Annotated in this window: 19 protein-coding genes; 8 read left to right on the top strand and 11 right to left on the bottom strand. The window is 45.1% G+C overall.

Annotated elements, in window-relative coordinates:
* The first annotated feature begins 83 nt into the window (after positions 1-83).
* The 4 genes from R7Z10_RS03075 (at position 84) to R7Z10_RS03060 (ending at position 6,163) form a co-directional block, all read left to right on the top strand.
* Positions 84-1,157 carry an efflux RND transporter periplasmic adaptor subunit gene (locus R7Z10_RS03075; protein WP_318103891.1) on the top strand — a complete coding sequence of 358 codons (1,074 nt, stop codon included), beginning with the start codon at positions 84-86 and terminating at the stop codon, positions 1,155-1,157.
* Positions 1,157-2,218: an efflux RND transporter periplasmic adaptor subunit gene (locus R7Z10_RS03070; RefSeq protein ID WP_318103890.1), complete on the top strand. Its 1,062-nt coding sequence runs from the start codon at positions 1,157-1,159 to the stop codon at positions 2,216-2,218. The genes R7Z10_RS03075 and R7Z10_RS03070 overlap by 1 nt, the downstream gene beginning before the upstream one ends.
* Positions 2,218-5,277 carry an efflux RND transporter permease subunit gene (locus R7Z10_RS03065; protein WP_318103889.1) on the top strand — a complete coding sequence of 1,020 codons (3,060 nt, stop codon included), beginning with the start codon at positions 2,218-2,220 and terminating at the stop codon, positions 5,275-5,277. The genes R7Z10_RS03070 and R7Z10_RS03065 overlap by 1 nt, the downstream gene beginning before the upstream one ends.
* 175 nt (positions 5,278-5,452) lie before the next feature.
* Positions 5,453-6,163, top strand: coding sequence for a hypothetical protein (locus tag R7Z10_RS03060; RefSeq protein ID WP_318103888.1), 711 nt, complete (start codon positions 5,453-5,455; stop codon positions 6,161-6,163).
* A gap of 82 nt (positions 6,164-6,245) precedes the next feature.
* On the opposite strand, the gene fruA is transcribed toward R7Z10_RS03060, so the two are convergent.
* Genes fruA through fruB form a run of 3 tightly spaced genes read right to left on the bottom strand, consistent with a single transcriptional unit; the run spans position 6,246 to position 10,118 of the window.
* On the bottom strand, positions 6,246-7,985 hold the full coding sequence (gene fruA, locus R7Z10_RS03055) for a PTS fructose transporter subunit IIBC (protein ID WP_033906530.1): 1,740 nt from the start codon (positions 7,983-7,985) through the stop codon (positions 6,246-6,248).
* Positions 7,986-8,003: 18 nt separating this feature from the next.
* Positions 8,004-8,975 carry a 1-phosphofructokinase gene (pfkB, locus tag R7Z10_RS03050; RefSeq protein ID WP_042520798.1) on the bottom strand — a complete coding sequence of 324 codons (972 nt, stop codon included), beginning with the start codon at positions 8,973-8,975 and terminating at the stop codon, positions 8,004-8,006.
* 9 nt (positions 8,976-8,984) lie between these two features.
* Positions 8,985-10,118, bottom strand: coding sequence for a fused PTS fructose transporter subunit IIA/HPr protein (gene fruB, locus R7Z10_RS03045; RefSeq protein ID WP_005386065.1), 1,134 nt, complete (start codon positions 10,116-10,118; stop codon positions 8,985-8,987).
* Positions 10,119-10,491: 373 nt separating this feature from the next.
* Between fruB and cra the strand changes: the two genes are divergently transcribed.
* Entirely contained in the window at positions 10,492-11,472 is a 981-nt protein-coding gene (cra, locus tag R7Z10_RS03040; protein WP_318103887.1) for a catabolite repressor/activator, read from the top strand.
* A 17-nt stretch (positions 11,473-11,489) separates the two neighbouring features.
* Here the strand turns inward: cra and R7Z10_RS03035 are convergent, their stop codons facing one another.
* Positions 11,490-12,443 carry an endonuclease/exonuclease/phosphatase family protein gene (locus R7Z10_RS03035; protein ID WP_053303578.1) on the bottom strand — a complete coding sequence of 318 codons (954 nt, stop codon included), beginning with the start codon at positions 12,441-12,443 and terminating at the stop codon, positions 11,490-11,492.
* 226 nt (positions 12,444-12,669) lie between these two features.
* On the opposite strand from R7Z10_RS03035, the gene R7Z10_RS03030 reads away from it, so the two are divergent.
* Positions 12,670-13,203, top strand: a complete 534-nt coding sequence (locus tag R7Z10_RS03030; RefSeq protein WP_053303581.1) for an RNA-binding S4 domain-containing protein — start codon at positions 12,670-12,672, stop codon at positions 13,201-13,203.
* Between the two features lie 106 nt (positions 13,204-13,309).
* Here R7Z10_RS03030 and R7Z10_RS03025 read toward each other — a convergent pair whose 3' ends face one another.
* The 7 genes from R7Z10_RS03025 to R7Z10_RS02995 all read right to left on the bottom strand — a co-directional run bounded on the left by R7Z10_RS03025 (position 13,310) and on the right by R7Z10_RS02995 (position 19,844).
* Positions 13,310-14,128 (bottom strand): EAL domain-containing protein, encoded by an 819-nt coding sequence (locus R7Z10_RS03025; protein WP_005386068.1) that lies wholly within the window; start codon positions 14,126-14,128, stop codon positions 13,310-13,312.
* A 92-nt stretch (positions 14,129-14,220) separates the two neighbouring features.
* The gene (locus tag R7Z10_RS03020) at positions 14,221-15,141 is read right to left on the bottom strand and encodes an amino acid ABC transporter permease (RefSeq protein WP_171342925.1); all 921 of its coding nucleotides are present in this window, start codon (positions 15,139-15,141) and stop codon (positions 14,221-14,223) included.
* Between the two features lie 81 nt (positions 15,142-15,222).
* A complete protein-coding gene (locus R7Z10_RS03015; protein WP_085569052.1) occupies positions 15,223-16,041 on the bottom strand; it encodes a transporter substrate-binding domain-containing protein in 819 nt (272 codons plus the stop codon).
* 9 nt (positions 16,042-16,050) lie between these two features.
* Positions 16,051-16,848 carry an amino acid ABC transporter permease gene (locus tag R7Z10_RS03010; RefSeq protein ID WP_054865350.1) on the bottom strand — a complete coding sequence of 266 codons (798 nt, stop codon included), beginning with the start codon at positions 16,846-16,848 and terminating at the stop codon, positions 16,051-16,053.
* Positions 16,848-17,582, bottom strand: coding sequence for an amino acid ABC transporter ATP-binding protein (locus tag R7Z10_RS03005; RefSeq protein WP_203345420.1), 735 nt, complete (start codon positions 17,580-17,582; stop codon positions 16,848-16,850). The genes R7Z10_RS03010 and R7Z10_RS03005 overlap by 1 nt, the downstream gene beginning before the upstream one ends.
* Positions 17,583-17,744: 162 nt before the next feature.
* Positions 17,745-18,401 (bottom strand): lysoplasmalogenase, encoded by a 657-nt coding sequence (locus R7Z10_RS03000; protein ID WP_005376394.1) that lies wholly within the window; start codon positions 18,399-18,401, stop codon positions 17,745-17,747.
* A 294-nt stretch (positions 18,402-18,695) separates the two neighbouring features.
* Positions 18,696-19,844 carry an iron-containing alcohol dehydrogenase gene (locus tag R7Z10_RS02995; RefSeq protein ID WP_047103556.1) on the bottom strand — a complete coding sequence of 383 codons (1,149 nt, stop codon included), beginning with the start codon at positions 19,842-19,844 and terminating at the stop codon, positions 18,696-18,698.
* 206 nt (positions 19,845-20,050) lie between these two features.
* Here R7Z10_RS02995 and R7Z10_RS02990 point away from each other — a divergent pair, with 206 nt between their 5' ends.
* Both R7Z10_RS02990 and R7Z10_RS02985 read left to right on the top strand, forming a co-directional pair.
* Positions 20,051-20,932, top strand: coding sequence for an AraC family transcriptional regulator (locus R7Z10_RS02990; RefSeq protein ID WP_005386077.1), 882 nt, complete (start codon positions 20,051-20,053; stop codon positions 20,930-20,932).
* A 277-nt stretch (positions 20,933-21,209) separates the two neighbouring features.
* Positions 21,210-24,371, top strand: a complete 3,162-nt coding sequence (locus tag R7Z10_RS02985; protein ID WP_213916895.1) for a glycosyl hydrolase family 18 protein — start codon at positions 21,210-21,212, stop codon at positions 24,369-24,371.
* Positions 24,372-24,395 lie beyond the last annotated feature (24 nt).

Raw genomic sequence — 24,395 nt, 5'->3', positions numbered from 1 at the left:
CCACCTGGAAAATATGTTGATCAATTTCAAATTCTGCTTATACTGCACGGCTGTGTAATATATAAAACCTACGGAGAAAGCGGGTGCGAAAACAATATTTAAAGCGCACTTTAGTTGGCGCAGTGGTGACATTAAGTCTTTCTGGGATGCTAACTGGGTGTAATAAAGCCATTTCTGAGCCGTCTGAACCTTTAATCAAACCTGTAAAATTACTGGCGGTCAAAGACCTAGAACTTGAAGACTCGCACGCCTTTTTAGCGCGTATTGATGCAACATATCGCGCGCAGCTTTCTTTTCAGGTTGGTGGAGAGGTTGATGAATTACGTGTACGCATGGGTCAAAAAGTCCAAAAAGGTGAAGTGCTCGCAACGTTAGACCCTAAAGATCTTCAGCTTGCGTTAGATGCCGCTCAAGCGCAGTACGCGTTAGCGAAAACACAATGGGACCGCGCGAAAAACCTTTACGGAAAAAAACTCATTAGTACTGATGAGTACGATCAGAAAGAAACTCAATATAAAGCGGCATTGGCGAACTACGAACAAGCTAAAACCGATTTGAGCTATACCAAAATTCACGCACCGTTTGATGGCATTGTGTCATATACCTATGTCAACCCGTTTCAAGTAGTCGCAGAGAAGCAGGAGATCTTGAATCTCATTGATAACACGGCGTTGGATGTATCTTTCACCTTGCCAGTAAGTTATGCGGAATCTGTATCACTCGAGTCACTGCAAAACTCCGATATGTGGGTGACGATGGATAGCGAGCCAGGAAAACGTATCCCTGGGCAATTTAAAGAAATTTCGACGCAGCCAAACATCGATATCAATAGTTATGAGGCGATCGTGACCATCACTCGACCAGAAGATCGCAATTTGCTGACAGGTATGACTGGGCAGGTACACATTGCTAAACAACATGTATCGGACGCGATGACGTTACCTCAGTCTGCTTGGGTCAACAAAAATGGGACGCAAGGTGAAGTTTGGGTAATGGACAGAAGCACGCAGCAGGTCAATAAAGTCACTGTGTCACTTGACGCAGCAGGTGGTGTGAAAGCCGGGCTTGATAACAATGATTACGTTGTTATTGCTGGTGTTGAGAGACTGGTTGAAGGACAAGTGGTGAAAGCTTGGGTTCGTGAGGGAGGCATTTAATGAAACGTTCTCTACTTACGATCTCTGCGATTGCACTTGCAGTTTTAACAGGGTGCAAAAATGAAAACCAAGCTATCGTCGAGCAGCCACTTTTTGTGTCGACTATCTCGGTGGATGCACCAGTACAAAGTCAACATCGCGCGTTCAAAGGCATAGTAGTGCCTGCAGAGCAAACGCCAATGGCATTTCGCCGCGCTGGGGAAGTTCAGCACGTATTGGTTAAAGCGGGTGACGTTGTGAAGCAGGGGCAAATGATCGCAAAGCTAGATGATAGCAAAGAGAAGCAAGCCGTGAATGACGCAGAAGCACAATACACACTTGCAATTCGTCAGCTTAAACGCGGTGAAGACTTGCATGCACGTCAAATGATTTCAAAAGCGGAACTTGATGAGCTAACCGCCAATAAAGAGCTAGCTGAGGCTACTTTCTATAACGCGACCAATCAATTGAATTACACCCGTTTATTCGCCCCGTTCGCCGGTAAAGTATCTGATGTTTTCAAAGAACGTTTTGAGCGTGTGGCAATTGGTGAACCCGTGTTAAACCTATACCAAAACGATTTGGTTTACGTGCGCATTGAGTTTTCCGACAATGTTTTAGCGATGGTAGACCCAAACTCAGACAGCATGAGCTACAAGCCTAGAGCAACCTTCTCCGGCATCGATGGCAGATTTGCTTTGGACTATTTAGAGCACACAAGTGAACCCAACGCTGAAACTCAAACCTACGAAATGTACTTGACGATGCCACAGCCAAAAACAGAGATATTGCCGGGAACCAGCGTAAGCGTTTTGGTCGATATGGTGAAGGCGGGCATTACCTCTATTGATGGTTACAGTGTTCCTGTCACGGCGCTTCAAGCAGGCAGTGAAGGGAATGAGTTCTTTGTGTGGAAAAAAGAAGGTGACATTGTCACACGGGTGCCTGTCATGATTTCTCAAGTGAATGGCAATGGAGCCATTGTGTCGTCAGGTGTTAGCCAGGGCGATATTCTGATTAATTCAAATCTGCGTAAATTACGCGAAGGTAAACATGTGGATGTTGTGGAGAATAACCAATAATGAACATTGCTGAGTATTCAATAAAAAACAAAGTCATCAGCTGGTTGTTCATTATTATCCTTGCTGTTGGTGGTTTAACGTCATTTTTGGAGCTTGGACGATTAGAAGACCCGGCATTTACGATCAAAGATGCCATGATTATCTCAACATACCCTGGCGCGACGTCAAAAGAAGTTGAAGAAGAACTGACGTATCCTCTAGAAAAAGAGATTCGAAAACTCCCTTATATCGACAAAATTACCTCTACGTCTTCTAATGGTATGTCTCAAATAACGGTGAGCATGGAAATGGACTATGGTCCTGATGAACTGCCGCAAATTTGGGATGAAATGCGCCGTAAAATTAATGATTTACGACCATCATTGCCTCAAGGTGTTCAGTCTTTACAGATCATTGATGATTTCGGTGACGTTTATGGCGTGATGTTAATGCTCACTGGTGACGATTACGACTATGTAGAGCTGAAACGTTATGCGGATTACCTGACCCGTGAAATCGAGCTTGTTGATGGTGTTGGTAAGGTAGACATTACGGGCGATCAGCAAGAAATGCTATTCGTTGAGATCTCACTTGATCGCCTTGCTGCACTGAACTTAGACATGAATGTGGTTTCGAGCTTGTTGAACCAGCAAAACAATGTGGTTTCAGCAGGTGAAGTGATGGTCAATGGCGAAAGCCTTGTTATTCGCCCAAGCGGCACCTTAAACACTGTAGAAGCACTAGAAAATCTGATCATTCATGGCCGTGACACAGGAAATCTAATTCGTCTAAAAGACGTAGCAACGATTTCTCGCGGTATTCAAGAGAAGCCAGGCAACGTCGTACTCTTTAACGGTCAAAAAGCGATTAATATCGGTATCTCGTTTGCGTCGGGTGTGAACGTGGTTGAGGTTGGTGAACGTTTGGATGCGGAGCTCGCGAGCCTAGAGTCTATCAAGCCTGCTGGCATCGATATGAACTACTTTTACAACCAAGCCAATGAGGTGGATGAATCTGTTAAAGCGTTTGTAATTAGTCTAGCGGAGGCAGTGGCGATCGTAATCATTGTGTTGCTGTTTACTATGGGTTTACGCAGTGGTGTCATCATTGGAGTTGTGTTGTTATTGACGGTATTTGGTACCTTCATTTTGATGAATTACAACAACATCGAACTGCATCGTATTTCTCTTGGCGCGTTAATTATTGCCTTGGGTATGCTGGTTGATAACGCGATTGTTGTCGTGGAAGGCATATTGGTTGGCCTAAAGAAAGGGCGTACCAAAGTTCAAGCGGCTGTCGATATTGTAAAGCAAACACAATGGCCTTTGCTGGGCGCAACTGTTATTGCAATTACGGCTTTTGCACCTATCGGCTTGTCGCAAGATGCGACAGGTGAGTTCATGGGCTCTCTATTCTGGGTGCTGTGTTTCTCACTATTTTTAAGCTGGATTACCGCTATTACACTGACGCCTTTCCTTGCCGATCTTTTGTTGAAAGAGGAAAACAAAGAGCAGGGTACTAGCGAAGATGATCCTTATAAAGGCTGGTTGTTTGTCGTATTTGGGGCATCACTGAAATTTGCATTGCGATTCCGCTGGCTTACCGTTGCTGGCATGGTGGCGCTATTAGTGGGTGCTGTCGTGGCATTTGGTAATGTAAAACAGCAGTTCTTCCCACCATCGAATACGCCGATGTTCTACGTGGATATGTGGATGCCAGAGGGTACTGACATCCGTGAAACGATCAAAAAAGCTGAAGAGATCGAAAGCTACATTCGTCAGCAAGATGATATTGACTTTGTTTCTGCTTCGATTGGGCAGGGCCTACAGCGTTTTGCTTTAACCTATCAACCAGAAAAAAGTTACGAAGCGTACGCGCAGTTCCAAGTTCGCGCGACTGATCGTGAGAAAATGTTTGGTTTACTGCATAAGTTAGATGCGAATCTGGCGAAAACATTTGATGCGCCTACGTTCCAGTTTAAATTGATGGAATTTGGTCCATCACCAGCGTCTAAGATCGAAGCGCGTATTACTGGCCCTGATCCACAAGTTTTACGTGACTTGGCGGTGCAAGTCGAAGACATCCTTCATACCGACCCTGGTGCCCGAAACATTCGTCACGATTGGCGAGAGCGCACCAAGGAACTTGTACCCGTTTTCAATGAGTCTAAAGCTCGTCGCTTAGGTATTTCGAAAGAAGATCTTTCAAGCACACTGCAAATGGCGTTTGGTGGTAGCACCTTAGGTTACTTGCGTGATGGTACACATACGTTGCCAATTATGACACGCCTTCCTGAAGAAGAACGCGTAGATTTTGAATCACTACAAAACGTGACCATTTGGAGTCCTTCGTTGCAAACGTACATTCCGGTTGATCAAGTGATTGATGGCGTTCAACTGGATTGGAGTGAGCCGCTAATTCAGCGTCGTGACCGTAAGCGTACGTTAACCGTTCTCGCGGACCATGATGTGTTGAGTGACGACACGGCAGCAAGCTTATTTGCTCGTGTACAGCCTAAAGTGATGGCATTGCATGTTCCAGAAGGATACGAAATCACATGGGGTGGTGAGTACGAATCATCCAAAGATGCACAAGAAGGCCTATTCGGTTCATTGCCGATGGGTTACTTGTTGATGTTCATCATTACTATTTTACTGTTTAACTCAATCAAAAAACCGTTGGTCATTTGGTTCACCGTTCCGTTAGCGATCATTGGCGTTGCTTTTGGTTTGCTTACCACGAACATGCCGTTCAGTTTTACAGCATTCCTTGGTTTGTTAAGCCTAAGTGGCATGATTTTGAAAAACGGTATTGTGTTGCTTGACCAAATTAACCTTGAGTTGGAGTCTGGTAAAGATCCTTACCTCGCGATTGTTGATAGTGCGATAAGCCGCGTTCGTCCGGTAAGTATGGCGGCACTAACAACTATCTTGGGGATGATTCCATTGGTCTTCGACGCCTTTTTTGGTTCGATGGCAATAACGATTATGGCAGGTCTTGGTTTTGCTACTGTACTGACACTGATAGTGGTGCCAGTGATGTTTGCAATTCTGTTTAGGGTAAAACCGACCACTGCATAGGGACTCCTGGCTATTTGCCAGCTTCCTGCCTAGCCCTGAAGGTTTTCTTCGGGGCTTTTTTGATCTTACTAATATATACCAAACCATTCATTTGCTTGATTTTAATGATTTTCTTACGATTACAATGCAAATCATGCGTATACTGATGTAACGACACATCAAAGATTGAGATTACATGAATAAGCGTATATTAAACGGACTCTTCTTCGTTGGTTCTTTCACCTTGGTTGGCTGCACCGCGACGGATAGCATGCCGACAGAAACCAAACAACCTGCCCCTAAAGTCAACAGTGTTAGTGCTGAAGTCATTTCCAGTTGGATTGATAGTAAGGTTTTAGCCCCTGAAGGGCTGTCGCTCGAGCAAGACAATCTACGTTATCTATCGGGTAGCGCCGACCTAAACAGCGACGGCAAGGCAGAACACATAGTGTTGCTTCAAGATCGCTATTTCTGTGGTAGTGGTGGCTGCTCTGCATATATGTTTGATAATGAGGGAAACGTTATTAATCGAATGTCGGTAACTCGCACGCCTATTGTACTAGCCGACAGTTACAGTAATGGTTGGCAGGACTTTATCGTTTGGAGTAATGGCTCATATCGACTCATGAGGTACAACGGTGAGTCTTATCCAAGTAACCCGTCACTAGAGCAAAAGGTGGATCGAGACGCTAACCAGCAGGCGGCAATCGCAAATGTAATGGCGACAGAGCTTTATCAGCAAGACGGCTATGACATTCTGCCCGCAGAGTCAAAAACCTTGTGGACGCCAGCTAACGTTTACCACTTTACCTTCAAGCACTACGGTGACCCGCATAGCGCTTATCAAGCAACGGTGGATATGAGCAGTGGGGAAGTAGACATTGTAGCCGTTCCGGCTGCGGAATAAAAAACACCTCCCTTAACCGGAATTAAAGGGAGGTGCTAAATGCCAAATTCGAGGGTGGCATTGTTAACCGGAGTCGCTCTAATTAAGCTGCGACTTCTTGTTTCGCTTCTGCTTTGCTTTTTAAGAATGCGTAAGTAAAGCCAGTTACCGCTGTACCTGCTGCAATAGCCACTAAATACATTAATACTGGTGAAATTGCGTTAGGAATTAGCAGCACGAATAGACCGCCGTGTGGTGCCATTAATTTCGCACCGAATAGCATCGATAGGGCACCAGTAAGTGCGCCACCTGCCATACAAGATGGAATCACGCGCATTGGATCTTTCGCAGCAAATGGAATTGCGCCTTCAGAGATGAAACAAAGGCCCAAGACAAATGATGCTTTACCTGCCTCACGTTCATTTTGTTCAAATTTGTTCTTCGCAATGAAGGTCGCTAAACCCATACCTAGCGCAGGAACCATACCTGCGGCCATGATTGCCGCCATTGGCGCGTAAGTTTGTGAAGCCAAAAGGCCAACACCAAATGCGTAAGCGGCTTTGTTGACAGGGCCTCCTAGGTCGAAACACATCATTGCGCCAAGGATAATACCCAGTAGTACTGCACTGTCAGATCCCATGTTGTTTAGGAAGTCAGTCAGGCCGTTCATGATGCCTGAAACTGGGCCGCCTACGATGTAGATCATCACAAGGCCAGTGAACAATGTTGCTACAAATGGAATGATCAGAATCGGTTTAAGCGCCTCCATCGATTGTGGCAGTTTCACCTTATCTGCGAGGAGTTTCGCTGCGTAACCGGCAATGAAGCCAGCTGCGATACCACCTAGGAAACCAGCACCCGTTGAACTTGCTAGCATACCACCAACAAGACCAGGAGCCAGACCAGGACGGTCAGCGATTGAAAACGCAATATAGCCAGCAAGTACAGGAATCATCAATGCGAATGCAGAGCCACCACCAATGTTCATCAAGGCTGCTGCTAGTGTGCCTTCTTCTTTAAATGCTTCAATACCAAACACGAACGATAGGGCGATGATCAAACCACCAGCGACAACCACAGGCAGCATGTGCGATACCCCTGTCATCAAGTGTTTGTAAGCGCCTTTCTTCTCGTCTGCTGCCGAAGCAGAATTTGCAGAACCTGAATGTTGGTAAATCGTGGCTTGCTCGAATGCTTTGTCCATCTCTTCGGCTGTTTTTTTCAGAGCTGGGCCTGTTTTCGTGCGGTACATCTTTTTTCCGTTAAAGCGATCAAGTGGCACTTCAATATCCGCAGCAATGATCACCAGATCGGCATCTGCAATTTCTTGCTCAGTCAGTTGGTTTTTAGCGCCAACTGAACCACGAGTTTCCACCTTGATTTGATGGCCACGACGCTTGCCTTCTTCTTCTAAAGCTTCTGCCGCCATAAAGGTATGCGCAACGCCAGTAGGGCATGCCGTGATTGCAACAATCTTCTTTGATGCTGATGTTGTATCTGTAGTGATAGGGGCTGCAAGTGTGGTTGCTTTTTCAAGTAAAGTGGCGTTTTCAACCGCTTGCTGGAGAAACGCAGTTGCGTCTTTTGCTACTTCGCTAATTTCCGCTTGGTAAACCTTTTTTCCTACAAAACGAGAAGTGTCGACGCTAGTATTTGCCGCAATGACAATGACTTCTGCTTGTTCAACGTCAGCTTCCGTCAATAGTGTTGGTTCAACCACACTTGATTGACATTCTATTTTGGCATTCCAGTTTAATTTTGCGGCGGCTTGTTCTAGTAATCCTGCCGCAAGGATGCTATTTGCTACACCGCTCGGACAGGCAGTAATAATGGCAATATTCATACGATAACCTTCTGTTCCTTAGTTTTGTTCTAAGTTTGTAATAGGGTAAAGCGCGCTAACTTCAGTTTGTCGCTTGATATTTTCCAGTTCTTCCTGACTGGTTAGCCCTACGCCAACTTGACTAACTGCCAAAGCAGAAAGTGCCGTAGCGAAGCGCAATAAATCGTTTTTAGGCATCAGTTGCATGTGGCCCCAACACAAGCCAGCGACCAGCGTATCGCCTGCGCCAACGGTGCTCACGACATGCATTCGAGGCGGTTTTGCACTAAGCCATTCGCCTTGGTTGAGCCACATAACACCGTCAGGTCCCATAGAAACCACGATGTTTTCTATGCCTTTGTCGCTCAGTGTTTGCGCTGCAGCTTGGCACTGTTCAGGTGTTGCTAGATGTTCGCCAACAAAATCACCAAGTTCTTCATCGTTAGGTTTAATTAACCATGGGTGAGCATCAATACCTGACTTCAATGCGGCTTTGCTACTGTCGAACAACACCTTTTTGCCTTGTTGATGCAGTGCTTCTATCCATGCAGCGCATTGCTCTGCAGTAACACCGCCCGGTAGGCTGCCTGCCAATACAAAGTAATCGTGTGTTTCAGCAAGGCGGAATAGGGTTTCTTCAAAGCGCGCGATTTCTTCTGCCGTAACTTGAACACCAGGGAAGTTAATGTCACTAACGTTTCCATTAGCCTCAACGAGCTTGACGTTGATACGAGTTGCACCTTGTACTTCTACAAACTCATTCTTAACGCCGATGTCATTGAAAAGCTGATGGAATAGCTCAGGGTTATCTTTACCAAGAAAGCCGGTAACCGTGACGTCTGCGCCTAAATCGCTCAACACTTTTGCTACGTTGACACCTTTACCTGCAGCGTGGAGATTGCTTTGCTGTACTAAGCTCACGGAACCAACGTTTAGTTCATTTACTGAACCTGTTAAATCCAATGCCGGGTTGAGCGTAATAGTGACAACCTTATTTGTTTTGTTTGTCATATCGGATCCTTAACCTTCACCAAGGCCAGAAGCGATTGCATTTCCGATAGACTCCAAGGCTTGCGGCGCATCAGGGCCTTCTGCTGTAAATTGAAGTTGGTGACCGTGCTTAACGCCCAGCGCGATGACTTTCATTAGGCTCTTCGCGTTTACTGCTTTTCCATCTCCGTCTAGGTTGGAAACACGTATAGTGGATTCAAACTTTTTCGCTTCTGCGACTAACATTGCCCCCGGACGAGCATGTAGGCCGTGAGAGTTTTTGATTTTAAATACAGCGGTATTGCCTTCTTCTGAAGATGCAGCTGTGACTTCTTCACCTTTGAACAAAGCAAGAATCTGTTCTACTGATGCATCTAAAAGCTTGCCGTGTTCATTGTTAAACACAATATTAGAAAGCGTTTTTAGGATAGGTTGGTGAGCATTGTTACATGCCGCGAACGCGACAAGTGCACGCACTTTTTGACCTTCATATTCGCAGTCGTTTGCCGTCGAGACAAATGACACACCTGTGCGAGTGACATGTTTGTCACTGCCAATTAACCACAGGCCATTACCTAAGTGAGTTGGTTGTTTGGTAACGAGATCTGCAACGAATTCGTTATCAGCACATCCCGTATTTTTCAACAGACCACCAGCAACAGCACTCATCTGTAGCATGTCGCTCGCAGGGAACATCAGTTGAATTAAAGAAGCGTCAAAGTCTGCTTCAAGCTGAACATCACCGTGCAGTAGGGCGATGATTTCGTCTTCATTTTTTGCATTACGCAGACGTTCTTCTACGCCATCTGCGCCTAGCACTTTGGTGAGCTGTTTAAGAATGCCAAGGTGCTCATCAGATTTAGCTGCGATACCGATAGCGACGAACACAGTATTGCCATCACCCCAGTCGACACCTTGTGGGAAGTGGTGCACAGCAACACCCGTTGTTTTCACCATTGCACGAGTGTCGGTTGTACCGTGCGGTATTGCAATACCGTTCCCCAAAAACGTAGAGTTTTGGTTTTCACGGTTTAGCATGCCTTCAACGTAACCTTGCTCAACTAGGCCTTTATCAGTCAGGCTATGAGCAATACTCTTTATTGCTTCAAACTTATCTGTCGCTGATTGCGAGAGGGTAATGTCGTTCTTATTTAGCTTAAGCATGGTGCTTCTCCAGCCTTAAGGTATCAATTTAAAAATGTATTCTGTGTGAGAAGTTGAACGCCGCTTCTTCTGAGCGCTTATCACTCCTCAAACCTTTTATATTTCAAGCTAAATCGATTCAGCTTGTTGGTAAATTTTTTAAAAGACTCAGAAAAACTGTTTTAAAAACTGACGTTAACAAACGAGCCTTTGCCGCTGTCCTATAGCCTAGCTCACAAATTGGTTTGTTGTGTATTCAGGTGATTTACGTCAATTTTTAAGTTTTGCTGAATCCTTTCAGCTTTTATACTGAATCGGTTCAGCTTATAATTCAACTTATCGAAAGATCGTTGATGTATTAATATGATCGCGCGCACAGAATAAGGTTTAGAATATGACACTGGATGAAATAGCCAAATTAGCGGGTGTTTCTAAGACAACTGCAAGCTATGTGATTAACGGAAAAGCGCAGAAATACCGCATCAGCGAGAAGACTCAGAAAAAGGTGATGGCCGTTGTAGATGAGTACAATTATAAGCCAGATCATGCGGCGTCTTCCTTGCGGGCAGGTAATTCACGCTCATTTGGGCTTATCATCCCAGACTTAGAGAACACCAGTTATGCGCGTCTTGCAAAGTTGATAGAGCAGAACTCTCGGAAAGCGGGGTACCAAATTTTGATTGGCTGCTCTGATGATGATCCTGAGACAGAGCAAAAGGTGGCGGAAGCATTAGTCAGTCGTCGTATTGATGCGTTGTTTGTGGCAAGTGGTATGCCCACTGCAAACGAGTATTATCTTAAGTTGCAAAATTCTGGTACGCCAGTTATCGCGCTAGACCGTCCAATGGATGATGAGCACTTTTGTTGTGTCATCAGCGAAGATTTTGATGCCGCACTTGAACTCACTCAGTCAGTACTGTCAGAGGATATTAAGTCCATTGGCTTAATCGGTGCATTGCAAGATCTTCAAGTCTCAAAAGAGCGTGAGCTCGGTTTTCTATCTGCTTCTCAACAAGGTGGTAAAACGGCAACAGTGGGTTATGGACAACACTTCTCCCGGGAAGAAGGCAAGAAAGTCTTAGAGAGATGGTTAACAGAGAACGCATTGCCAGATGCCATTGTTACAACGTCATACACACTGTTAGAAGGTGTGTTGGATGTAATGCTAGAAAAACCAGAACTGATGGGAAAGGTGCGTTTAGCGACATTTGGTGATAATCGACTGCTGGACTTCTTGCCTGTGAAAATCAACTCTTTGCCTCAACAGTTTGAGTTGATCGCGGACAGCGCAATGGAGTTAGCACTCAACGCTTCCGCTAAGCGTTACAAGCCTGGCGTAGAACTTATCCCGCGTAAAATTGTGAGACGTCACTAAGTCACTAAATAGGTTGCTCAAAGCTTTACTTCAGCCGTCAGCGCCACAAATGCGTGGTCGCTGGCGTTTTTATCTCTGTCATAAATCGGGTTGATCAGATGTTGGTTAGACACCTGATAGTCAACAACCTCGGCAACCGATATATCTGATAAGGTGTCAAACTCTTGTGAGAGCAAGATATAGTCGAGTACATTCCCAGTGGAAAAATGATAGTGCGTGGCTGGGCGTTCATCCTTCAGGGGGTCACTTTGCAATAACCAACCATCTTTGAGTTGTAATTCAGTGACGCTGTCACTAGTATTGGATACTAATGAGCTGTTAACGCTGATAGGAGTGATAGGTTGATTCATATCGCCCATTAACACTGTCGGCATTGGTTCTTTTCGATACCTCTTTTGCATCGCGTCTCTTAACATCGCTGCTTCCCAGCCTCTTTGCTGGGTGGATAACCAGCGCCCAATAATCGTGCTAGACGTTTCTGGTTGTTCTGAGTCGGCTGGGCGTTGAGATTTCAGGTGCGTTACGTAAACGGCGATATGACCAAGTACAGGATGTATTACTTGGGCATAGATAGGTTTGCGACTGAACTCTGGAACAACACTTACTCCAAAAGGCTCAAGCGTTGCTAAGTCAAACTCTACCGCTTGTACTTTTTCTATTGGAAACCGAGATGCGATTGCCACAACAGGGCTTGAGTAAATGTACTCATCCTCAACATGTGGGGTGTCAACGGTCGCAAAGTAGGGGTAGCCGATGGTTGAAAAGAATGCCTGGGTCTTCTCGATACTGAATACTTCTTGTAAGCCAATCACGTCGCCTTCCAGTTTTTCAACTTGACGTTGCGTCCACGAAAGTTTGTCTCGCCATTGCTCTAACGAGTATATGTTCTCGAAATCATAGTAAGCGTTAGGCGGTGCGACAAAATTAAACAAGTTCGCAGTGACAAAGGTAATTCTACTTGGTTGAGACAAAGTATTCGCTCTTTTCAACAATAACTTAGAGAGTATATACCTTCAGGTTGCGTAATTGCAGCTTCGTTTGAGCTACGCATCGAGATACAAGCTAACGAGCGACAAGCTAAATGGGTTAAGAGGTGCTCAAATGCCAAGGTGAATCGGTGATTGAACATCGCCAGAGGTTTCTATTTTTAAGCATTGCGTTTAAACTTCAGGGCATCAAATAGTAAGAGTAAGTAACATGACCCAAGATTACGACCACGAAGAGTATTTAGAAGGCGAAGAGATTGAGATCGAAGCGATTGGCATCGATGTTGATGCGCATCCAATCGAACTGTACAAGCTTTTTAAAATCGCAAACTTGGTCAGCGGTGGCGGCGAAGCAAAACATATCATCGAGGAAGGCTACGTCGCGGTGAATGGTGAACTAGAAACACGTAAGCGCCGCAAGATGTATGATGGTGACTTTTTTGAGTTTAACCAGGAATATTATGTTGTGGTTTGCGATGCGCCAGTAACCGAACCTGAAACGGCAGAGCAAAAAGCAGAAAAGAAAGCGAAGAAAGAAGCGCAATCTGCACGTAAAGAGAAATCTCGCCAAAGCAAGCCAGCTAAAGGCTCTGGACCTAAGTCAACAGGCCGAAAAGCAGCGCATAAAGAACGTAAAGCGCAGAAAGAAGCGTTGTCTCAGTCTGCTAAGAAAGGCAAAAAAGAAGACAAACCGCAAGCCACTCGTGATCCGAAGAGCGGTCGTAATTCTATTGATTTTTTCTAGGGAAATGAACGCTTAACTAAATAAGTGACATCTGAGTAAAACTAAAAAGCGCCGAGCATATTATATCGGCGCTTTTTTGGTTTCACTGTGCTGTAAGTGGGCAGTGTTAATGCACAGTCGTCTCGATGTTTAGGCTATCTGTCCAGTGATGAATGGCGCAAGGCTTTCCTAAGTAAAAGCCTTGGTAATAATCCAAATTAAGTTGATACATAGCTTGTAGCTGCACGTCTTCTTCAACCCCTTCTATAATGACTTTTGCTCCCATATGATCCGCTAGATCAACGGCGCTATGTATGGAAAAGGTTTCTCCGGCGCAGTAGTCTAGCAAATAGGAACGATCGATTTTGATGATGTCAGGGCAGAGCTGCTGAACACGTGCGATATCAGAATGTTGGGCGCCAAAATCATCGATAGCAAAGATAAAACCATTTGCTTTCATTAACTGTACGGCTTTGATTAATAAATCCGTATTTCCGCATGACTCTTCGACTACTTCAAAAACGACGTCTGATGGGCTCATACCAAGTTCGGAAAGGCGTTTGTAAAGCAGGCCGTTATCTTTAAAGCCCATGTCTTTGGTTAGTGTGAGTAGCGTTTGAGGCATGACGTTAAGAAACAGTTTGATCGGCGTCCCCGCGAAATAGCGTGCAAAATTTCGAATGTGCATTGCTCTGGATAAAAACTCTACACATAAGCGAAAGTAGGGATCAAGACCATTATTGGCCAGAAACACGTCAGGACGAATTAGGGAACCATCAATGCCACGAATACGCAGTAAGGCTTCCATACCAATAATACGTTGGCGTCTATCAAAAATTGGCTGATAAACACTGTGAAAAGTGAATTGATTGAGAACTACGTAATATTCACCAAGATTATCTTGTTTTATGTATCGCTCGTAGTCGGATTGATTCTTTAACTCCATGAAAAACGCCGAAAATTTAGCATCTTGCCAATGTAACAGGGTGCAATTCTGATTTGAAGAATCAAATGTGCCTAATTACATATGCGGTTGAGTTAATTTGAAATGGCTTCCGATTTTGCTTCAATATGGCGAAAAATAAGTGACAGACCAAAACAAATTAAGAAGTAAGCAAGGCCGACAATCAACCAAATTTCAAATATATACCCTGATGAATTTGCCATCTCTGTCCCAACAAACGTCATTTCTTGTATCGAAATCAGTGAAACAATAGAGGTGTCTTTCACCAAAGAGATGGTTTGACCGGCAAGTGCAGGTGTTATTGATTTAAGCACCTGTGGCGCGATAACAAATCGGTATTTCACCCATCGAGACAAGCCCAATGAGTCAGCCGCTTCCCACTGACCTTGGTCGATACTTTGTAAACCACCGCGCACAACTTCTGCAATGTAGGCAGAAGAGAGTAAGCCGACGCATAACACGCCAGAGGCAAGGTTTTCCCAAAGGTTAGAAGGCCCAAACAGAAAGCGCTGTAGCGCATTTGGTTCGCCGTTGTAGTTTCGTAGAAGATCTTCCAAACCGAGCAACGGGATCAATTGGTTAGAAATGAAAAAGTAGAAAATAAAAACAAACACCAACGGAGGGATGTTTCTCACTAACTGGATAAACGCATTGGCAGGTGTGCGCAACCAAACGGAACGAGAGAAGCGTCCTAAGCCTAACAAAGTGCCAAACACTAATGCGAAGCTTATGCCCCAAACACTGAGCCTTAACGTCGAAATCAAACCTTGGAAGAAGTAGGGCAAACTACCATCTGCTCTAGGCGTGAAAAGTAATTCAAGCGCCTCTTTCCACTGCCACAAATAATGCACACCAACAGCGGACCGATGGTACAGCCAAACACCACCGATACCGCACATAACAAGTAGTACCCAGTCTAGTGTGTTTAATTGCGGTAAAAGGTAGCCTGTGCTGGATTTCGCGGGTGCTGTGCGAGTGGTAGTGTGTTCGCCCAAAAATTTGACTCCGATAAGTTATGGAAAAGTAAAATGAATGATTGGAGAGTATAGGCTCGCGGCGTCCACGAGCCATTAAGATTACTGGCCTTGCGCGACTTGATCTTGCCAATCTAATGTCGAGAACCAGTATTCATAACGTTGTTTTAACCATCCATCTTGGGTTCTTGCTTCAATCCATTTATTGAAAAAGGCCTTTTTATCTTCTTCCCCCAAACGAACTGCAAAGGCTTCGTTACCTTGTGATAGTCGCTCAGAGAATGGAAGGAATAGTTTGTCGCTGTGTTTCACTGTCTCATGTTCTGGTTTTGGGCTAGAAGCAATGACCGCGTGGGCGTTACCATTCAGCACCTCTTGGAACGCTTGTGCGTCGTCATCGAATTGCAGGATCTTCGCTTTCGGGAAGGTTTCTCTGGCTACTTGAACGGTGAATGCGCCGCGACGAGCCGCAATTTTTACGCGTCGTGAATCAAAATCCGAAAATTCGCTAAAACCAGAGGCGAGTTTTTTGTTTGCTGCTACTTGAACGCCTGAGTGCGAGTAGGGCTCAGTAAACAAGACGCTTTTGGAGCGTTCAGGCGTAACAGACATGCCACCAATGATCACGTCGAACTTTTTCGCCAGTAATGCGGGAATAATGCCATCCCATGCAGTCGGTACGAATTCCACTTTCAAACCTGAATCTTGTGCTAAGCGTTTGGCAACATCGATTTCAAAACCGATTAACTCACCTTGCTTGTTACGCATTGCCCAAGGTACAAATGTTGACATACCAACGCGCAAAGTGCCTCGTTCTTTGATTTGATCTACATTGGGTGTGGCAACACCTTCTTTCGCGAGAGTAGGCATAGCGATGGCTAGCCCTAATAATGCAGTAATGGTCGCTTTGAATAACTTCATGTTATCTCCTTATAATTTGCGCCAACTGGCTCCGAGTTTGTGTTCTAGCCATGCAGACAAGCCAGAAAGTGACAGAGTGAGAGCAAGATAAATTGCTGCCACGGTAAACCAAATTTCAAACGGCATCGCCGTCTCTGAGACGATGTTGCGTGCCTGTGTTGTTAGATCAAAAATCGCCATCACGCTTACAATGGAAGAGTTTTTGATCAAAGAAACCACTTCATTGGTTAATGGCGTTAATGTGCGCTGTAAAACCTGAGGAAAAATTACGTCTTTGTAGGTGTAAAACGGTGATAGTCCGAGAGTTTGTGCTGCTTCGAATTGCCCTTTAGGAATACTGTTTAAACCTGCACGGAATATTTCCGCGGTGTAGGCACCTTGGAAAAGGGATAATGCCAAAACGGCGGTACTGAATCGGTCTAAACCAATCACGGGGCCAAACACGAAGTAGAGTAAATAGATTTGCACCAACAACGGCGTGTTACGTATTACTTCGACATAAGTGGTACCAATAACATTGCCGACTTTCGAATCGCTAAGCCTTAGTAACGCGGTAACCAACCCTAATACTAAGGTAAAAAATAGACTAATAGCCGAGATGTTAAGCGTGACCAATAGCCCATCAATAAGTTCTGCCGGCCACCATTCGCCATCTTCATAAAAAGCGATGTAATCAGGTACGCGCTCCCATTGCCATTGATAGCCCATAGCGTCGGCACCAGAGTCCAACACCCACACAATCGCGATGAAGAGGAGCGTCATTTGCAGTAAAGCTTGAAGGACTGGTTTGATTACGCGAACTATCATCAGTAACTTAAAATTTGGTTCAAAAATGCTTGGGTTCGTGGATGCTGTGGTGTCTCAAATAAGGCGACTGGAGAGTTCATTTCCACGATTTGGCCTTCATCCATAAATACCACGCGGTTCGCTACTTTTTTGGCAAATCCCATTTCATGCGTGACGCAAATCATCGTCATTCCGCTTTGAGCCAGCTCAACCATGACATCCAACACTTCGTTGATCATTTCCGGATCAAGCGCCGAAGTTGGCTCGTCAAACAGGAGTAAATCCGGTTCCATACACAAGGAGCGGGCAATCGCGACGCGTTGCTGCTGACCGCCAGAAAGCTGGATAGGATACTTACTCGCTTGTTCTTCAATATTGACGCGCTTGAGGTAATGCCGTGCGCGTTTTTCAGCTTCTTGTTTTGACAATTTGAGTGTGCGAATCGGCGCTAAGGTAAGGTTTTCCAGTACAGTTAAATGAGGAAAAAGGTGGAAGTGCTGGAACACCATGCCGATTTTGCCGGGCTTAAGGGATTTTGCATGAGAAGGCTGGTCGAACACATGAAGTTGGCCTTCTTGAATCGATTCAAGATGGTTGATGCAACGAATGAGCGTTGACTTTCCTGAACCAGAAGGGCCACACACCACGACGATCTCGCCAGAATGCACGGAGAAGTTGATATCTTTTAGAGCGTGGTAATCGCCATACCACTTGTTTACGTCGCTAAACTCAACGACGGGAGTATTCTCTTTCAAAGGGGCACGCTATAACGGAAAAATATCCTTTTACAATAGCAAGTTGTGCGCATAATTTCATTAAGAATAAGCTAATGTTTAGGCGATGATTTTAAGACTCTATTCAGATCGATTACAAGATACATCCATGTTTCTTTAATGTTGGTGCAGTCTAGAGTATGACTAACTCAGTTCAACGAGATACGGATAACGAACAACAATCGCAACAACAGACATAACCATTAGTGTCTGTGCAGAATAGTAGGTCACCATGACAACTTGTCGTGAAAATATTGACCGTCCTCCAAAGCGTTCGAAAGCCAATACGATGCCAGAGATAATAAAGATAAAGCTTCCGAGCACTGCAAAAGAGGAGGATTGTGTTTTCCCACTCAAATAATACTCGATCGAAGCCCAGCACATAGTCATCAGTACCAATATATAACTAGCAACTGGCCGTTTTTCTTTACCGAGATCCGGTCGGAACAACCAGTAGACGCATATACCGAGTCCGAACAAGGCAATTGGGAGCCAAGGTGTAAAATGCCACGCTGACATGATGGCAAAACCATAACTATAGGAGAGATGGGCAGAGCAAAAGAGCACTAATCCTGTAATGAACTTGTCTCTAGGGAGCATTAATAACACGTCACCAAGCAACGAGAGCGATAAGCCAATCAAAATCCAATGCGCATATGGCATTGGGTAAGCCGGGGACTGAATTAAAATACCAAGCATACAGAGCACTGGTAATGGTTTAGAAACGTAAAAGAGCCATTTAGAGCCTTTACGGATACTGATGATATGTATGAATGCTAATACGACAACAACTAGCCACATAAAGTGTTTTCTCGAACAGACAAAATTATGTAGTACATCACTACAACAAATCAAAACTTAATTAACGAGTTAACTCGTTCTTTGATCTCAATTATTTTTATTTGTGTAAAGCTGGACAGTTGTCTCTTTACTAACCAACACGGCCGATTTTTTGTCTGGAGGGAATCGTTGTTTTTAGAAGCCTCCTCGTTTTGAACGTGATGTGGCTTACAAAATAGCATAAAAAAACGGTATTGTGACTGTTAAGTCACAATACCGTTAAACCCTAGGAAGGGCAGTGAAGAATTGTTGCAGTTATGAGACAGCTAACTCTAAGATTTCTCGGCTACGTTCAAGTGTGATCGCCTGGTTTTCACCTAAAACAGTCATGCCGTGTTTGTTTAGTTGATCAATGATGGCATCGATAGCTTGTTCACGGCTCTCACCATAGTTTTCGAGCTTAGTTGCGACATCAAGTTGATGATAAAACGCTTCGATAGATTCGATTGTGCGCTCTGCTAAATCCTCACCTGCTTCAAGACCAAATACGTTGCGACCCATTTGTTCTAACTTAGGGCGCTTAAACTGCATTTGGTTACGAAGTAACGACGGTTGGACAATTGCAAGAGAACGCGCATGATCAACGCCCCATAGAGCCGTTAATTCATGGCCGATCATATGTGTCGCCCAGTCTTGTGGAACGCCACTACCAATTAACCCATTCAATGCTTGGTTAGCAGACCACATTAAGTTTGCGCGCCACATATCGTCGTCTCGTTCCGCAAACTGTTCTCCGAGTGTTTTTAAAGTTTTCAGCAGTGTTTCTGCGTAACCATCTTGAACCATTGCACCGGTAGGAAGCGTCAAGTATTGCTCACATACGTGCACCCATGCGTCAACAATGCCGTTGATAAGCTGGCGTTCTGGCAGTGTTTTCATTACATCTGGGTCTAACACGGCAAATTTTGGCTGCACTGCTGGAGACATGAACGGAAGTTTGTCTTGAGTTTCTTTTTTAGTGATAACTGCGCCCATGTTTGACTCTGAGCCTGTTGCTGGCAATGTCAAAATTGCAGCTAGAGGCGTCGCTTCAGTGACTTGGTGCTTACCAATCATGATATCCCAACCATCACCATCATACTTTGATGCCGCTGCTACGTATTTGGAGCCATCGATGACTGAACCACCACCTACCGCTAAAATAAAGTCAACGCCATGCTCTTTTACCATTGCGACTGCTTTATCGAGTGTTTCTTTGGTTGGGTTTGGTTCAACACCTGAAAACTCTAGCCATTCATGTGCCTCAAGAGCTTCTGCTACTTGGTCGTACACGCCATTTTTTTTGATGGAGCCACCACCGTATACCACTAAAACTTTTTGGTCGGATGGGATAGCTTCTTTGATTGCAGCGATTTGTTTTTGACCAAAGAAAATCTTGGTTGGGTTTACATAAGAAAAGTTCATTATTAGCCCTCTTGCTTCCAGTGAAGGAGATTGAATACATGCATATTAGTCCTGATTAACGATCGTTAACAGGTCGATTTCTGCAAATAATTTGCCTATTTCTACAAAATTAATGCTCTTGAGCTAGAAAGTTAATGTCGAGAGGAAGTATAGTGCTCGAAACGATAATAAAGACCAAACTCGTTGGTCATTGATGGAGCGCTCTAATGCACACTCTCGCAGATATCATGCAGCAATATGTTGAAAAGCAGGGGCTGCATGACCTAGAAGGTATGAAGAAAACAGCGATAGATGGCGTATGGTTTTATCGCAGTAGCAAAGGGAATCATCGCCAGCCGTTTGTCTATCAGTCCGGCATCATCGTATTGGGTCAAGGGCATAAGAACATTCATATTGGTGATACACCAGTGCAATATGGGCCCGAAGATTACCTTGTTGTCGGGGTTCCCATGCCACTAGAGTGCGAAGCGTTTGCGACAAACAATGAGCCTTTACTTGGCATTTCGATAGATATTTCGCCAACGCTTCTTCATAAACTCGTTAAAAAATTAGAGGCTGAGAAATTCAGTAATAAGTGTCTGGATGCAACCCGTTGCGGCCTTAAGTCGGTACGTATGAATGAAGGTATGTTGGATGCGTGCAAGCGGTTAATGAAAGCAATGTGTAACGAGCTTGATGTCATCATGCTTGGCGAGCTGCTTCTTGAGGAAATTGTGTATCGTACTTTGGTGAGCAAAGAGGGGTATGTTTTATTTGACCTAGCACATCAAGAAGGTTCTTACGCGAGGGTCGCTAAAGCACTAAATCGTGTACATCAAGCGTATCATGAACAGTTGAACGTACAAGCATTGGCTGAAGAAGCCAACATGAGTGTGTCTGCTTTCCATCAAGCATTTCGCAATGTCACGCTTGAATCTCCGCTGCAATATATTAAGAAAGTTCGACTTAACAAAGCGCGCGAATTGATCCAGTTAGAGGGGCGACGTGTTAATGATGCAGCGAGAATGGTCGGGTACACGAGCCCATCACAGTTTAGTCGCGAGTACAAGCGGCATTTTAATGAAACGCCAAGGTCAACAAAGGCTTAGTGATCTTTATTTCAAAATGGCGACTTTTTTTACCTTTTTTATTAATTTGCGAGTGACATATTTATTTGAGTTATAAAATTAGTTACTGGTGCCAAATAATAGGTACGTTGTTGCAATCATTTAGTGGATTGTTGCGAGGCGGTGTGGAAAACTCGTAAATAGATAGTGTGAAATCACCAACTTGTACTTAAGTTATTTTACGTCGAAATAAAAGTATAGATGCGCTTCGTTTAGCGCATTTAGTATTGTTTTAACAATAACTTAAGGAAGAGCGATTATGCACCTTAAAAACGGCAACGCAGTGAAAAACGTGTTCACACTAAGCACACTCACCGCTTCTTGTCTTATGGCCTTCAATAGCTACGCAGCAGTTGACTGTGCCCCTCTAGAAACTTGGCAATCATCAAAAGTTTATAACGGTGGCGACCAAGTTCAGCATGAAGGTAATGCTTATAAAGCGCGTTACTGGACGCAAAACAACAATCCAGCGCAATCTGGTGAGTGGGGCGAGTGGGAAACACTTGGCGCTTGTGATGGCGCTGGACCGGTTGATCCACCTCAGAATGAAGTCCCGACGGTTACTCTGACATCGCCTTCTGCGTCGGCTTCTGTGACTGCGGGTGATGTTGTTAACCTAGCTGCAGATGCGGCAGATACTGATGGGACTGTTAGCAAAGTAGAGTTCTTTGTTGATGGTATATTAGTTGGTCAGGCAACGTCTGCGCCGTATGCTGCATCGTGGACAGCAACTGAAGGACAGCACGAGTTCTCTACCAAGGCCTATGACGATGCAGGTGCCGTTAGTACGGCAAGTGTTGTGACGTTAACTGTGGCATCAGCGCAACCTGGTAACGAAGCGCCGACAGTGGATGTCGTGCTTTCTGCGACCTCTATTGACCTGGGTGGTTCCGTAACACTGACTGCAAATGCTACGGATGCGGATGGTACCGTTGCTAAAGTTGATTTTTATGTTGCAGGTGTACTTGCTGGCACTGCTACAGCAGCGCCATACACGCTGGATGTAACCCCTTCACAAGCTGGCTCATTAAGTGTATATGCGAGAGCTACCGATGATGCTGGAGCAAGAGCAGATTCTGCACTTGCGACGTTAACGGTAAACGGCGGCGCAGTGACATCTAATTGTCGTCCTGATGGTCTTTATCAAACAACGGGTGTAGATGTTCCTTACTGTTCTATTTATGACGAAGAGGGCCGTGAGAAAATGGGGGCTGATCACCCACGTCGTGTAATCGGCTACTTCACCAGTTGGCGATCAGGTGACGACCCACAATCGACTTACCTTGTTAAAGACATTCCTTGGGAACAACTTACTCACATTAACTACGCTTTTGTGAGCATTGGTTCTGACGGCAAAGTAAACGTTGGCGACGTAAATGATCCTAACAACCCTGCTACAGGTAAAACTTGGCCAGGCGTTGAGGTAGATCCTGCTCTTGGTTTTAAAGGTCATTTTGGTGCACTAGCAACTTACAAGCAAAAACATGATGTTAAAACGCTAATCTCGATTGGTGGTTGGGCTGAAACGGGCGGTCACTTCGATACGAACGGCGATCGTGTAGCTGATGGTGGCTTCTACACCATGACGACGAATGCGGACGGTTCTATTAATCATGCTGGTATTGAGAAGTTCGCAACTTCAGCCGTTGAAATGATGCGTCAGTACAAGTTCGATGGCCTGGATATTGACTATGAATACCCGACGTCAATGGCTGGTGCTGGTAACCCTTACGACAAAGACTTCATGGAACCACGTCGTCAGTATTTATGGGCGTCTTACCAAGAGCTGATGAAAGTATTGCGTGAGAAACTTGATGCGGCATCCGCGCAAGATGGTATTCATTATATGCTGACTATCGCAGCACCATCTTCAGGTTACTTGCTACGTGGGATGGAAACCTTCGATGTAACTAAGTACCTAGACTACGTAAACATCATGTCTTACGACTTGCATGGGGCTTGGAATGATCACGTTGGTCACAACGCGGCTTTATTCGATACAGGTAAAGACTCGGAGCTAGCGCAGTGGAACGTATACGGCACTGCTGCATACGGTGGTATCGGTTACTTGAACACAGACTGGGCTTACCATTACTTCCGTGGTTCTATGCCAGCAGGTCGTATCAACATTGGTGTTCCTTACTACACCCGTGGTTGGCAAGGTGTTACTGGTGGCGAAAATGGCCTTTGGGGCCGAGCGGCACTACCAAACCAAGCAGAGTGCCAACCGGGCACAGGTGAAGGTGAGAAGAACAACTGTGGTCACGGTGCTATTGGTATCGACAACATGTGGCATGATACCGACCCTAAAGGAAACGAAATGGGCGCTGGTTCTAACCCAATGTGGCATGCTAAGAACCTAGAAAACGGTATTTGGGGCTCTTACGCAGCTGCTTACGGTCTCGACCCTGTCAACGATCCTTCAGATAAGTTTGTTGGTACTTATACCCGTCATTACGATAGCGTTGCTGTGGCACCTTGGTTGTGGAACGCAGAGAAGAGCGTATTCCTATCTACGGAAGATAAAGCTTCTATCGAGGTGAAAGCCGATTACGTTATCGATAAAGAGATCGGCGGTATCATGTTCTGGGAACTAGCCGGTGACTACAACTGTTACGTACTGGATGCAAATGGTAATCGTACGGCAGTAGATGCAACTGAACAAGCTTGTGCGGCGGGTAATGGTGAATACCACATGGGTAACACTATGACCAAAGCTATCTACGACAAGTTTAAGTCTGCGACGCCTTACGGTAACAAAGTAGCGACTGGTCCAACACCAACTGAAGCAGTAGACATTACTGTTAGTGTTGGCGGCTTCAAAGTTGGCGACCAAAACTACCCAATTAACCCGAAAATCACGTTTACGAACAACACTGGTCAAGCGATCCCTGGCGGTACTGAATTCCAATTCGATATCCCAGTATCTGCGCCGGACAATGCGAAAGACCAATCAGGTGGTGGTTTGAAAGTGATTGCTTCTGGACATACTCGAGCAAACAACATTGGTGGCTTAGATGGCGTAATGCACCGTGTGTCGTTCTCTCTACCAGCATGGAAAGACTTGCCAGCGGGCGGCACTTACGAGCTTGATATGGTTTACTATCTACCAATCTCTGGTCCGGCTAACTACTCAGTGATTTCTGGTGGTAAAGAGTTTGCGTTTAAGTTTGAACAGCCAGATCTACCAATTGGTGACCTAAATGCGGGCACGGGTGGTGGTACCACTGAACCAGGTACGTGTGATACGACAGGTTTAGTGACATACCCAGCTCTGCCACAAACGGATTGGGCAGGTAATCCAAGCCACGCTAACCAAGGTGATAAGATCATCCACAACGGTGTGGTTTACCAAGCGAACTGGTGGACAGCGGCTGAACCGGGTACAGATGGTAGCTGGTCAACGGTATGTAACATCTAATTATTATGGATTATTTGTTATAGC

Origin of the sequence: Vibrio sp. Vb1018, assembly GCF_033338775.1 — a bacterium.
GTDB lineage: Bacteria > Pseudomonadota > Gammaproteobacteria > Enterobacterales > Vibrionaceae > Vibrio > Vibrio alginolyticus.
Note: the sequence above shows the minus strand (reverse complement) of the source record. Positions and strands in the feature narration are given on the sequence as shown.

Excerpts from the sequence above, each read along its gene's own strand:
- R7Z10_RS03070 (WP_318103890.1), top strand. The coding sequence starts at position 1,157 with ATGAAACGTTCTCTACTTACGATCTCTGCGATTGCACTTGCAGTTTTA.
- R7Z10_RS03065 (WP_318103889.1), top strand. The coding sequence starts at position 2,218 with ATGAACATTGCTGAGTATTCAATAAAAAACAAAGTCATCAGCTGGTTG.
- R7Z10_RS03060 (WP_318103888.1), top strand. The coding sequence starts at position 5,453 with ATGAATAAGCGTATATTAAACGGACTCTTCTTCGTTGGTTCTTTCACC.
- fruA (WP_033906530.1), bottom strand. The coding sequence starts at position 7,985 with ATGAATATTGCCATTATTACTGCCTGTCCGAGCGGTGTAGCAAATAGC.
- pfkB (WP_042520798.1), bottom strand. The coding sequence starts at position 8,975 with ATGACAAACAAAACAAATAAGGTTGTCACTATTACGCTCAACCCGGCA.
- fruB (WP_005386065.1), bottom strand. The coding sequence starts at position 10,118 with ATGCTTAAGCTAAATAAGAACGACATTACCCTCTCGCAATCAGCGACA.
- cra (WP_318103887.1), top strand. The coding sequence starts at position 10,492 with ATGACACTGGATGAAATAGCCAAATTAGCGGGTGTTTCTAAGACAACT.
- R7Z10_RS03030 (WP_053303581.1), top strand. The coding sequence starts at position 12,670 with ATGACCCAAGATTACGACCACGAAGAGTATTTAGAAGGCGAAGAGATT.
- R7Z10_RS03025 (WP_005386068.1), bottom strand. The coding sequence starts at position 14,128 with ATGGAGTTAAAGAATCAATCCGACTACGAGCGATACATAAAACAAGAT.
- R7Z10_RS03015 (WP_085569052.1), bottom strand. The coding sequence starts at position 16,041 with ATGAAGTTATTCAAAGCGACCATTACTGCATTATTAGGGCTAGCCATC.
- R7Z10_RS03010 (WP_054865350.1), bottom strand. The coding sequence starts at position 16,848 with ATGATAGTTCGCGTAATCAAACCAGTCCTTCAAGCTTTACTGCAAATG.
- R7Z10_RS03000 (WP_005376394.1), bottom strand. The coding sequence starts at position 18,401 with ATGTGGCTAGTTGTTGTCGTATTAGCATTCATACATATCATCAGTATC.
- R7Z10_RS02995 (WP_047103556.1), bottom strand. The coding sequence starts at position 19,844 with ATGAACTTTTCTTATGTAAACCCAACCAAGATTTTCTTTGGTCAAAAA.
- R7Z10_RS02990 (WP_005386077.1), top strand. The coding sequence starts at position 20,051 with ATGCACACTCTCGCAGATATCATGCAGCAATATGTTGAAAAGCAGGGG.
- R7Z10_RS02985 (WP_213916895.1), top strand. The coding sequence starts at position 21,210 with ATGCACCTTAAAAACGGCAACGCAGTGAAAAACGTGTTCACACTAAGC.